Source organism: Ruminococcus sp. AF37-20 (assembly GCF_003460465.1).
Taxonomy (GTDB): Bacteria; Bacillota; Clostridia; order Oscillospirales; family Ruminococcaceae; genus Hominimerdicola; species Hominimerdicola aceti.
The window spans coordinates 19,128-30,820 of sequence record NZ_QTVE01000006.1 but is presented as its reverse complement, the minus strand read 5'-3'; the positions used below and the strand labels follow the sequence as shown (position 1 = coordinate 30,820).

At 43.7% G+C, this 11,693-nt stretch carries 10 protein-coding genes; 8 read left to right on the top strand and 2 right to left on the bottom strand.

Annotated elements, in window-relative coordinates; translation table 11 throughout:
* The first annotated feature begins 164 nt into the window (after positions 1 to 164).
* Together DW015_RS05495 and DW015_RS05490 are read left to right on the top strand one after the other, a co-directional pair.
* Positions 165 to 599 (top strand): Rrf2 family transcriptional regulator, encoded by a 435-nt coding sequence (locus DW015_RS05495; protein ID WP_117904743.1) that lies wholly within the window; start codon positions 165 to 167, stop codon positions 597 to 599.
* Between the two features lie 370 nt (positions 600 to 969).
* Positions 970 to 1,521: a TIGR04002 family protein gene (locus DW015_RS05490; protein ID WP_051706220.1), complete on the top strand. Its 552-nt coding sequence runs from the start codon at positions 970 to 972 to the stop codon at positions 1,519 to 1,521.
* A 133-nt stretch (positions 1,522 to 1,654) separates the two neighbouring features.
* Here the strand turns inward: DW015_RS05490 and DW015_RS05485 are convergent, their stop codons facing one another.
* On the bottom strand, positions 1,655 to 2,284 hold the full coding sequence (locus DW015_RS05485; protein ID WP_181979850.1) for an orotate phosphoribosyltransferase: 630 nt from the start codon (positions 2,282 to 2,284) through the stop codon (positions 1,655 to 1,657).
* A 336-nt stretch (positions 2,285 to 2,620) separates the two neighbouring features.
* On the opposite strand from DW015_RS05485, the gene DW015_RS05480 reads away from it, so the two are divergent.
* The 5 genes from DW015_RS05480 (at position 2,621) to DW015_RS05460 (ending at position 8,640) form a co-directional block, all read left to right on the top strand.
* Positions 2,621 to 2,896: a hypothetical protein gene (locus DW015_RS05480; RefSeq protein WP_117896567.1), complete on the top strand. Its 276-nt coding sequence runs from the start codon at positions 2,621 to 2,623 to the stop codon at positions 2,894 to 2,896.
* Between the two features lie 468 nt (positions 2,897 to 3,364).
* Positions 3,365 to 4,804 carry an efflux RND transporter periplasmic adaptor subunit gene (locus DW015_RS05475; protein ID WP_181979849.1) on the top strand — a complete coding sequence of 480 codons (1,440 nt, stop codon included), beginning with the start codon at positions 3,365 to 3,367 and terminating at the stop codon, positions 4,802 to 4,804.
* A gap of 12 nt (positions 4,805 to 4,816) precedes the next feature.
* Positions 4,817 to 5,503 carry an ABC transporter ATP-binding protein gene (locus tag DW015_RS05470; protein WP_117904740.1) on the top strand — a complete coding sequence of 229 codons (687 nt, stop codon included), beginning with the start codon at positions 4,817 to 4,819 and terminating at the stop codon, positions 5,501 to 5,503.
* Positions 5,500 to 7,350, top strand: coding sequence for a biotin/lipoyl-binding protein (locus DW015_RS05465; RefSeq protein WP_117904738.1), 1,851 nt, complete (start codon positions 5,500 to 5,502; stop codon positions 7,348 to 7,350). Before DW015_RS05470 ends, DW015_RS05465 begins: the two co-directional genes overlap by 4 nt.
* A gap of 15 nt (positions 7,351 to 7,365) precedes the next feature.
* Complete coding sequence (locus tag DW015_RS05460) at positions 7,366 to 8,640, top strand: ABC transporter permease (RefSeq protein WP_117904736.1); 1,275 nt, start codon at positions 7,366 to 7,368, stop codon at positions 8,638 to 8,640.
* Between the two features lie 271 nt (positions 8,641 to 8,911).
* On the opposite strand, the gene metF is transcribed toward DW015_RS05460, so the two are convergent.
* On the bottom strand, positions 8,912 to 9,766 hold the full coding sequence (gene metF, locus DW015_RS05455) for a methylenetetrahydrofolate reductase [NAD(P)H] (protein ID WP_022288686.1): 855 nt from the start codon (positions 9,764 to 9,766) through the stop codon (positions 8,912 to 8,914).
* A 282-nt stretch (positions 9,767 to 10,048) separates the two neighbouring features.
* Between metF and DW015_RS05450 the strand changes: the two genes are divergently transcribed.
* Entirely contained in the window at positions 10,049 to 11,464 is a 1,416-nt protein-coding gene (locus tag DW015_RS05450; protein WP_117904857.1) for a sugar transferase, read from the top strand.
* Positions 11,465 to 11,693: the final 229 nt, after the last annotated feature.

Genomic DNA, 11,693 nt, shown 5'->3' with positions numbered 1-11,693 from the left:
ATACTTAATTGTATTATACACTACTTTTTGAGAAAAATAAAGAGGGTAAAAAGAAGTTTTTTGTAAATACGCCCTTTGCGGTGGTTTTTGCTTGACATTTTTACAAATATGATATATAATTAATCATAGATTTTCTATAGGATTTATGAAAGGATCTGACGCTGATGAAAATATCCACAAAGGGAAGATATGCACTGAGGCTTATGCTTGACCTTGCTTTACATGAGCAGAGCGGATATGTGCCTATCAAAGTGATCGCTGAAAGACAAGACATCAGCGACAAGTATCTTGAACAGATAATATCCATTCTTGCAAGAGCGGGCTTTGTAAAGAGCGTTCGTGGTGCAGGGGGCGGATACAAGCTGGCAAAGTCGCCTGAGGAATACACCGTAGGAATGATACTTCGGCTCACAGAGGGAAGTCTTGCTCCTGTGGCTTGTCTGGAGGGGGAAGAAAATACCTGTCCACGTCAGGATAGCTGTGCAACGCTGATGGTATGGAAAAAGCTTTACGGTGCTATAAATGATGTTGTTGACGGCATTACCTTGCAGGACCTTGTAAATCAGGAAAATGCAAGGATAGATGATTACGTTATTTGATATTTTGTAGGGGCGGGCTTTGCTCGCCCGTTTTTTATGCGTTTTTTTGTGCGATTTTAATCTGTCTGTTTGCAGAATGGAGTGGTCTTGCCTATGACCGCTCTTTTTTTACTCCTTTTTATCTTCTACCTATAGCACAAAAGAAAGCCTATAGGATAGCTTGGTTTTGTGCATAATTGATTTTGTCATGTTCTTGTAAAATTATTGTGGGATATGGTATTGCTTTGATGCACAAATGTGATGTTCGGATAGGACTTTTGGATTGTGCAAAAGATACAATCTGCGGTGAAAAAAGTGCGAAACTGAGGCATTTGCAAATCATAGTCTGGAGGTATAAAATAAGGATAGAAATTAAATTGGAGTGATAATAATGAGTACAACAGTTCAGGTAAAAAATTCAACAAAGCATATTCAGCTTATTTGTGTGACAGGTCTTTTTGCGGCAATGATATATGTTCTTACGGCATGGCTTCACATTCCTACGGGTGCAGGCTACACACACGCAGGCGACGGACTTATTTATCTTGCGGCTTCAATGCTTCCTACGCCTTATGCAATGGCGGCAGGCGCTATCGGAGCAGGCCTTGCAGACGGACTTTCGGGATTTGTGGTATGGCTCCCTGGAACTATCGTTATAAAGGCGATAACTGCTCTTTGCTTTTCAAGAAAGACAGAGAAGATAATCTGCGTGAGAAATCTTCTCGGCATTATCCCTGCACTTGTTATATGTGTGGTATGCTACAGTCTTTATGAGGGAATTTTTATGGCAGGCGGTTTTTCAAAGAGCGCTATAATCTCCGCTTTCGGTCAGACTCCTGCTTACTGCATACAGGTGCTTGCAAGCTCGATACTTTATATAGTGCTTGGTCTTGGTTTTGACAAGGCTGGGCTTAAAAAGAAGTTTTCACATTTGTTTGGATAATTTATTGGCATAAAAGCGTGATAAGCAAAGTGGACGACATCAGGTCGTCCCTACGCATTTTGGCAAAAGAAAAAGGGGCGGAAGTCAAATTCCGTCCCTTTAACGTTATTTTTATGGAGAATGAAGTTACAAGCTATATCTTTGAATAGCCGAAGCTGTTTACCAAAGCGTCGACCTTCTGTCCTGATTTGCACATTGGGCATTCTGATGATGTATATGTCATGTAATCAGGAATATCCTTTTCTGTGAAAAGGGCGTGGATAGCAGTGCCGTTGTTCTCTTTGATAGCGGAGAATATGGAAGCTATTCCTACAAGGTTGCCGTTATAGTATTTCAGACAGTCCATTGCTCTGTTTATGCTCTTTCCGGTTGAAACGGAAGCGATAAGCAGAAGCACCTGTTTGCCCCATATCTTCTTCTGAGTGTTATCTCTGAATATCATCTGATTTACAGCGTTTAGCTCAGGTGTTACTACATTTACGTCTGCACCGCTGTTTATGCCGCTTTCGCCAAGGCTTTCAGCGAGAAAGGCACCGATGATCTCTGTGCCTTCAAGGCATATGATAGTGTCGATATGTGTTGAAACATAGGTGGCTGCCAATGCCTTTGCGGCTTCCTTTGCCATTTTATAACCAGTTTTAAGAGATGTTATATCTACATAATAATTGATATGCGAGTGGTTAGTTGCATAGTGACCCGGTATAACGCCTATCTGTATCTTGCTGTTGCCTGCTGCCTGTATAATTTGCATACGTTCTTCCAAAATAAAGACCTCCTTACAAGTAAAGTGTGAACAGTATGTTGCTATTCGTTATTATATCACATATGAGCAAGATTTTCAATGCTATTTTTGATGAATTTTGCTATATATTTTTGTGACAATACACAATTAATAAACTGATAAATCAAAATTTACAGCGATTTATTTGTAATTCTTGAGGTGTTGTGTATATTGTTGTGTAAACTAATGTATGATTTGTACAAAATTCTGCTTGTAATTTTATTGGAAAATGTGTATAATTGAATGAGGAAAACTTTAAGCAGCTCTGTGATAAAGCTTTGCTGTTGATAAATGGCGTATCGGAGGAGGTCTTTTTATATGAGGACGAGAAAGCTTTTGTCGGGGCTTGGGGCGGCTGTGATGTCGCTTATGATGATAATACCGTGGGCGGTGTATGCGGACAGCCCTCAGGTGGAGGACAGCTCCATTGTGACGGAAAGCTCTGCGGCGGAGGCTATGGCGGAGCAGGGGGTCATCAAGGCGCAGAAAAACTCCACCCAGAACACTGAGACCGATTGGGTGCTTTTCGGCTGTATCGGCGGCGGTGCGGTGGTAGTGCTTATAATGATAGGGCTTATGGCTAAGAAAAAATAATACATATTAGGGCGGCGTGGGCTGCCCTTTTTTTGTTGTTGGTGGTAGATGTAATAAACAGCAGAAACGGACGAACACTGTTTCGCCAAGAATGTCAAACAAGCGTGACGTCGAGGGCGCCGTCCCCTACAAGCAATGTAAATATGCTGTTTGTATGTAGGGGGCGAATAGTGTGCGTGTGAGATTTTTTTTGTTTGCAACTTTATTTGATAATGCACGTCTTTATAGATAAGGGGAATTCTTATGAGTTTCTTAAAACAACGGCTTTATTTATTGACTTATGCTCTTTTTATGGTATAATGTATACATAAAAAAGATAAGAACAAAAGACAACAGGACAGCAAGATAACAAAGAATAATACGCTCATGCTATACCCTTATGGGAAAAGTGAGGCGTTTTATCCGTCCGTCTGCTGTCAGGCGGATTTTTTATGCTGTTTTGGAAAAATCACAAACGGAGGTATTGCAATGACCACGAAAAAAAGGATATGCACTGTTATAATAGTGCTTGTTATCGTTTGCGCAGTGTGTGTGGGAGGTTTTCTCGTATGGAAAAAGACCGGCAAGGGAGGCTCGAAAAGTTCACAGAAGGTATATGTGCAGAAGGTATCGTCACTTAACACTGTGTCGGACTTCAAGCTTTCTAATTGCTCGTTCTTGGGCGTTGTTGAGGCACAGGAGTCTGTGGACGTAAAGTACGACAGCTCAAAGACGGTGGACGAGATACTTGTTAAGAACGGTGACTCTGTTAAAAAGGGTGACAAGCTTCTTACATATGACGTTGAGGCTATAAATCTTCAGCTTGAGCAGGCTAAGCTCGAGGTGGAGCGACTTCAGAACGAGATAACTTCAAACAAGAATCAGATAGCTGAGCTTGAAAAGGAAAAGAAAAACGCCGATCAGGACGCTGCTGTGTCATACACGACCCAGATTCTTTCCCTGCAGAGCGACAATGCCAAGAACGAATATGACATAAAGGCTAAAAACGTTGAGATCAAAAAGCTGGAGGCTTCCACAAAGAACGCATACGTCACCGCTTCTATCGACGGAACTGTAAAGAACGTCAAGACGGTGGACAAGCTTCAGCAGGACGGCGGCGACGTTATAATGCAGATAACAGAAGAGGGCGACTACAGAATAAAGGGCAGATTCAACGAGCAGAACAGCAAAGATATCATGCAGGGAGCTTCTGTTATCGTAAAGTCAAGGCTTGATGATTCCACTTGGAAGGGCGAGATAACTTCTGTTGACACAAGTCCGCAGAAAAATTCTGGTGAAGATATGTATATGTACAGCTACGGTTCAAGCGATGAGATGAGCCAGTCTTCAAACTATGCTTTCTATGTAACGCCTGAAAACTTTGACGGACTTATGCTCGGTCAGCACGTTCTTATCGAGATTGACAACGGTCAGGACACCTCTATAAACAAGACGGGCATTTGGCTCTATTCCGACTTTATCTGCAAGGACGGCAAGAAGAACTACGTTTGGGCTAAGAACGAGGACGGAAAGATAGAAAAGAGATATGTTGAGATAGGTCAGAAGGACGAGGAGAACGGTGACTGCGAGATAAAGTCAGGTATTGAAAAGGGCGATTATATCGCATACCCTGACAAGTCTATCGAGGAGGGCATGACGGCTACCACAAATGAGGCTGACGTGTCTGTTCCGCCTAATGACCTTGACCCGAACGACAACACGGACAGTGACGCTGATACCGAGGGCGGTGACGAGGACATCGCTTTTGACGGAAGTGATGAGGACGGCATGGCTATAGACGAGGATATGCTTGCAAGCATGACGGACGAGGAGATAGAAGAATACTTCAACAAGCTTTACGGTGAAGAGGAAAATGCAGACGGTGAGAATGCCGACGCTGCTGATGCTGACGCAGCTTTCGCTGAATAAGGAGGGCTTGCAATGGTATTTGAACTGAAAAATATCTACAAGGATTATTTGCAGGGCAAGGAAGCTGTGCCTGTGCTTAAGGATATTTCCCTTGAGGTCTCAGAGGGGGAATATGTGGCGATAATGGGTCCGTCAGGCTCGGGAAAGTCTACGCTCATGAACATTATAGGCTGTCTTGACAAGCAGACAAAGGGAAGCTTTGTTTTTGACGGCTGTGACATTATACAGGCAAAGGATAGGAAGCTTTCGGAGATAAGAAACAAGAAGATAGGTTTTGTATTTCAGAACTTTAATCTGCTCCCAAGACAATCAGCACTTGAAAATGTGGAGCTTCCGCTGCTTTATGCAGGGGTAGGCAAAAGAGAAAGACGTCAGAGAGCAAAGGCGGCTCTTGAAAAGGTGGGGCTTGCACAGAGAATGATGTTCAAGCCTACTCAGCTTTCAGGCGGTCAGAAGCAGAGGGTGGCTATTGCAAGGGCGATAGTCAACAATCCAAAGCTTCTTCTTGCAGACGAACCCACAGGCGCTCTTGACACAAAGTCGGGCGATCAGGTAATGGAGCTTTTCAAGGAGCTTAATGACGACGGTGTTACTATCGTTATGATAACACACGAGCCTGACATTGCAAGATGTGCAAAGAGGATAATGTATATCCGTGACGGCGAGCTTCATGGAGAAAAGGCAGGTGAGCAGGAATGAAGAAGATAATAATAACGCTCCTGTGCATCGCTATCCTCGGCGGAGGCGGATATGCGGGAGCAATGAAATATAAGAAAAATCAGGACAAGAAAACTGTTGTGGCGGTAGTTCCTGTTGACCTTATGGCGGAAAGTGCGGATGCGTATGAGTGGAACAACTCGACGAACATGGACGGGCAGATAGTTTCTCCCAACTCTCAGAAAGTTACTCTTGACAACGAGAAGCTTGTTAAAAAGGTGTTTGTGAAAAAGGGCGACACTGTTAAAAAGGGCGACACTATACTTGAATATGACATGACGGTGGTTGAGCTGGAGCTTTCACAGAAAGAAAATCAGGTAAAGGTCTGCGAGCAGAACATCAAAATGGCTGAAAAGGAGCTTGCTAAATACAAGCTTTTAAAGCCTTCTGAGGACGCACCGCAGGAGCCTGACCCTGAGCCGGAGCCTGAACCTGAACCGGAGCCGGAGCCAACACCGGAGCCTGAGCCTAAGCCGACACCTGAGCCTAAGCCTGTGGAAACCGTGGACGTTGTAAAGGCTTCTTTCCGTACGGAAAATGCAGGCACAAAGGACGATCCTTATATTATAAACTGCAACAGGAACACCAAGGTATCCAAAGGGTTTCTTGAAAGGATAAGGACAACGGGGACTTATGCGGAGCTTTGCGTTTATGATGATAACTCAAACTTCATATACAAGTGGATAGTCAACCGTGAAACAATTGGCAAAAAGGCTAGTGCAGAATGGACGGTTTCCCAGGGGATAACTGAGGACAAGGAAAAAGGTACACTTTCTCTTGACACTTCTGTGGAGCAGTTCGGCAGGTTCTCTATTGTTATTTCTACAGATGCAGAAAGCAGTGATGACAGTGCTGACGGCAGCGACAAAACTGACGATATAGACAACGGCGGTGATGTGGATATACCTGATGACGGTGATCTTGATGATAATGACGCCGGCACAGATGTCACTCCTGCTGACCCGTCACAGACGGGCGGTACAAGTTCAGGCTCTGAGGACTATATGTACAGCCGTGCAGAGATAAAGAAGATGATATCGGAAAAAGAGGACGAGATAAAGAAGCTGAAGCTTGACCTAAAGTCTGCAAAGCTTGATTACAATAACGCTTTGAAGAAAAAGACAGACGGCAAGGTAGTGGCTACTATCGACGGAGTCGTTAAAAAGATAGGCACTGTAGGCGACGCTGCCGCAGGGGGCGATAATTCGGACGATGTTGACGGCAAGGACGATGTGGACATTATGGACAGCAGCATGGACTACAGTGGTGACAGCTCTGATGATGACGCTTTCGCAATAATCGAGGGCGAGGGCGGAGTTTCCGTTACTTTTAGTGTGGGCGAGCTTAATCTTGACAGAGCGGCTGTGGGAAACACTGTTATGGTGAACTCATACAACACGGGAATGAGCATTGACGCTGAGATAACAAAGATAAGCAGCGAGCCTACGTCATACTCGTCAAACAACTGGGGTGACAATCCTAACAGCTCCACCTACACTGTAGAAGCTAAGCTCAGCGACAGCACGGATTTCAACGTGGGCGACTGGGTAGGCGTTTCATTTGTGAATGATACCACGACCAGTGACAGCGTTTATCTGCCTATACATTATGTAAGGCAGGAAAACGGAAACTACTATATAATGAAAGCCGACAAGGACGGCAGACTTGTGAAAAGCTACATAAAAACAGGCAAGATAATGTATGGCACTAATATCGAGGTCAAGGGCGGACTTTCTATGAAAGATAAGATATGCTTCCCATACGGCAAGGACGTCAAAGAGGGCGTAAGGACAAAGGAGACCGACAAAGTCCTTTATCCTGAGTATTAAAAGGGGGCGGATAATATGATAGAAAATATCAGACTTTCATTCAAGGGTATACTTTCACATAAGATACGCTCGTTTCTTACCATGCTTGGTATCATTATCGGTATTGCGGCTATCATTGCTATAGTTTCCACTATCAAGGGTACAAATGAGCAGATAAAGAACAATCTTATCGGTGCAGGAAACAACACTGTGAAGATACAGCTTTCAAACGGCGACACGGTTTGCGACTTTTCCTATGAAGCACCGCCGTCTAACGTAGCAATGTTCACATCGGACACTAAAAAACGTATCAACGAGCTTAAAGAGGTGGAGTCAAGCACTTTTTACCGCACAAGAAACAATCCTGACAATCTGTTTTATCTTAACAAAAAAATGGATTCGTCAACTGTATACGGAGTAGACGAGGATTATTTTGACACTGTTGGATATGAGATAGTTGAGGGAAAGGGTTTTGTAAAGAGAAATTTCACCAAATTCGACAAGGTGGCAGTGGTAGACAAGACGCTTGCAGAGGGTCTTTTCCAGGGTGAAAGCCCTGTGGGAAAGGTCGTAGATATAAGCGGCGAGCCTTTCACTGTAATAGGCGTGGCTGTGAAAAATTCAAGCTTTGAGCCTGTTATAAACTCAGTGGAGGACTACTACACATACAATCAGACATCAAGCGGACTTGTCTTTATTCCGACAAACGATTGGGGGATAGTTTTTCGCTATGACGAGCCTGAAAACTGTATCGTAAAGGCTGTGGACACGGACTCAATGACGAATGCGGGCAAAAAGTCGGCGGATATTCTTAACGAGAACGTTTCGGCTGTAAAGGGCGGAAGTGAGGAAACCAGCGCTTCTGTGGAATACAAGAGCGATAGCCTGCTGGAGCAGGCGAAGTCATTGCAGGATCTGAGTTCATCCACTAATAAGATGCTTATATGGATAGCTAGCATCTCACTGTTGGTAGGCGGTATAGGCGTAATGAACATTATGCTCGTGTCGGTAACAGAGAGAACGAGAGAGATAGGACTGAAAAAAGCACTGGGAGCAAGGAAAAAGAGAATTCTTGCACAGTTTTTGACAGAAGCGGCAGTGCTTACGAGCATAGGCGGAATAATCGGTGTGCTGACGGGTATAGGGCTTTCGCAGGTAATAGCGAAGGTAGCGGAAGTGCCTGTGGCGATATCCTCGGCGTCAATAGTAGTGTCGGTGGTATTTTCAATGGTAGTTGGAATAGTATTTGGACTTATTCCGTCCATAAAGGCGGCGAAGCTCAATCCTATCGACGCTTTGAGATATGAATAATAAGCTATAATAAAGCGGTGTCGGAGTGTAAAGCTCTGACCCGCTTTTGTTTGCCTACACAGCTTTATGATAAATCAAACCTTAACGCTTCGATGTGGGGACGTCGGGGGCGCCGTCCCCTACATTTGGGTGCAGTGTTTATACAATGTAATAATCAGTAGGATCGTGAAAAAATGAAACGGGCGAACACTGTTCGCCCCTACAGTTGGTCTGTTCGGAAAACAAAAAAGCAGGCGGAGATCAATTCTCCGCCTGCTTGCGTTTGTGTAAATCAGAAAAGCGACTTCACCGCTTCACATATCTTCTCTGCTATATATGGATTGTTCATGGTGTAAAGGTGTATGCCGTCTACATCATTGGCGATGAGATCTACTATCTGCGATACTGCATAGGCTATGCCTGCATCTCTCATTGCTATTGGGTCGTTCTCGTATTTGTCCATTATCTTTAGAAACTTCTTCGGCAGGGTCGCATGACAAAGAGTTGTCATTCTAAGTATCTGCTTTTTGTTGGTCACAGGCATTATTCCTGCTTCGATAGGCACGTTTATCCCTGCTATGGCTGTTTTTTCTCTGAAATCGTAAAATGTGCTGTTGTCAAAGAAAAGCTGGGTGATAAGCTGTGAACAGCCTGCGTCTACTTTATCCTTCAGGTGCTTTATATCATCTACTATGCTGTCGCACTCCGGGTGACATTCAGGATAGCATGCGCCTATTACGTTCATGTCGCTGTGCTCTTTTATGAAAGATACAAGGTCGGAAGCGTAGTGAAAATCACCTGCCGGCTCAAAATCAGGGTTTCTGTCACCTCTCAAAGCAAGTATGTTCTCGATATTCGCAGACTTCATCTCTTCAAGCTGTTCTAATACTCGTTCCTTTGTCTGATAAAGGCATGGAAGATGTGCCACTGACTCTATCTTGTGGTGATTTTTTATAGCCGAGCATATGTCGATAGTCGCATTGTTCGTGCTTCCGCCTGCTCCGTATGTTACGCTGATAAAATCAGGATTAAGTGGCTGAAGCTGTGATATGGTGCTGTATATGCTCTCAACAGGCGTTGAACTCTTTGGTGGGAATACCTCAAAGGATAATGTTGTCTTTTTCTTGAAAAGCTCGCAGGTCTTCATTTATTTTCCTCTTTTCTGTTATCTATATAAAAATATATTTTTTTATTTTTCTGCAAAGTATATTATAACACAAAATTCCTAGTAAATCAATAATTTTTATTCTATGGTCTGACATAGTTTAAAACTATATCGAATGAAGATACAGGTATTATCTTGAAAAATCAGGTTGAAAAAGGTGGCAGTCGGTGAAAATTGTGTGTAATGCTTGATTATTGGCGAAAAGTATGCTATACTTTACTCATTGAGCAGATAACAAAAACAGCAGAGAAAGGCGGTTTTTTGTTGAATAACAGAGATCAGTTCAAAAAGATACTTAACTATCTCAGCGCACTTGTTATAATCTGTGCCTTTATGAAGTGCTTCGACACGGTTTGGAACAACTTTTACAACAAGGCGATGCGTGACCCGTTCTGGCATAATGGTAACATTCTTATGGTGGTTATCTATGCGGTGCTCTATATATCCATGGCAAAGACCTTTAACGGCTTCCGTCTTGGGTATGATAAATTCACGGGGCTTTTCGGCTCGCAGGTGCTGGGTGTGCTGGGTGCGAATTTTATAGAATTTATACTCGTTTCTCTTATCGGACGAGGCAGGCTCAACATAGCGCCCATACTTGTTATGACGGTAATTCAGGTGGCCATAGCCTTTGCGTGGAGCTATGTTTTCACTTGGATATATCAGGCGGTATACCCTCCACGGCGAATGATAATCGTTTATGGAAACAAGAACGCTAAGTACCTTGTTTCAAAAATGAGCGTGAGAAATGACAAATACAGGATATGCGCTTCTATAAGCTGTGAGGAGAGCCTTGAGGATATCGAGCGTGAGATATTAAAATACGAGGCTGTTATAATCTCGGATATTCCAAATGACCTGAGAAACAAGCTTTTGAAATTTACTTTTGAAAATTCTATCAGGACTTATATAAACCCTAAGCTGTCAGATATTATCGTAAGGGGTGCGGAGGATTTCCACCTTTTTGATACGCCCCTTTTGCTGGCGAGAAATGACGGCTTGCGTTGGGAACAGCGTGCGATAAAGAGAACGCTCGATATTTTGTTGTCAGCAGCAGCACTGGTGGTGGCGTCACCGTTTATGCTGGTGACGGCTATTGCAATAAAGGCTTATGATGGCGGTTCTGTGCTTTATTCTCAGAAAAGGCTCACAACAGGGGGCAGGGTGTTCAAGGTATACAAGTTCAGAAGCATGATAGTTGACGCTGAAAAGAAAAGCGGTGCGACCCTTGCAAAGAAAAATGACAGCCGTATCACTCCTATAGGAAAGTTTATAAGAAAAGTAAGGATAGACGAGCTTCCGCAGCTTATAAACATACTAAAGGGCGATATGTCGTTTGTAGGGCCTAGACCTGAGCGGCCTGAGATCGCGCAGAAGTATGAAAAAACAATGCCTGAGTTCAAATACAGGCTGAAAGTCAAGGCTGGACTTACGGGCTATGCGCAGGTAATGGGAAAGTATAACACGACACCTTATGACAAGCTGAAGCTTGACCTTATGTACATAGAGCATCAGTCGCTTATGCTTGATCTTAAAATATTCTTTATGACGGTAAAGACCTGCTTTATACCGGAAGCCACTGAGGGCGTAAAGGATTCGGCTCCTCTTGAAACTCACCGTGACAGGATAGAGCATGACAACAGCAAGGACGAAAAGAACAGCGAAGAGATAAAGCTGTGATAATATGAAAATGCAGAGGGCGGATCATTTTCGCCCTCTTTTTTGTATTTTGTGTGTAGGGGCGACCTGAGGTCGCCTGTGTTCGGAAATGCAACGTCACACCCAAAGCGAAAAAGTTTGTCTTATTGCAAATTTAGCAGGCGAACAAAGACGGACGAACACTGTTCGCCCCTACATTTATTAATAAACGGCAAAAGAGCAGAACGTGAAAATGCGTTCTGCTCTTTTT

Bases quoted from the DNA above. Each gene is read 5' to 3' on its own strand.
- DW015_RS05495 (WP_117904743.1), top strand. From the start codon at position 165: ATGAAAATATCCACAAAGGGAAGATATGCACTGAGGCTTATGCTTGAC.
- DW015_RS05490 (WP_051706220.1), top strand. From the start codon at position 970: ATGAGTACAACAGTTCAGGTAAAAAATTCAACAAAGCATATTCAGCTT.
- DW015_RS05480 (WP_117896567.1), top strand. From the start codon at position 2,621: ATGAGGACGAGAAAGCTTTTGTCGGGGCTTGGGGCGGCTGTGATGTCG.
- DW015_RS05475 (WP_181979849.1), top strand. From the start codon at position 3,365: ATGACCACGAAAAAAAGGATATGCACTGTTATAATAGTGCTTGTTATC.
- DW015_RS05470 (WP_117904740.1), top strand. From the start codon at position 4,817: ATGGTATTTGAACTGAAAAATATCTACAAGGATTATTTGCAGGGCAAG.
- DW015_RS05465 (WP_117904738.1), top strand. From the start codon at position 5,500: ATGAAGAAGATAATAATAACGCTCCTGTGCATCGCTATCCTCGGCGGA.
- DW015_RS05460 (WP_117904736.1), top strand. From the start codon at position 7,366: ATGATAGAAAATATCAGACTTTCATTCAAGGGTATACTTTCACATAAG.
- metF (WP_022288686.1), bottom strand. From the start codon at position 9,766: ATGAAGACCTGCGAGCTTTTCAAGAAAAAGACAACATTATCCTTTGAG.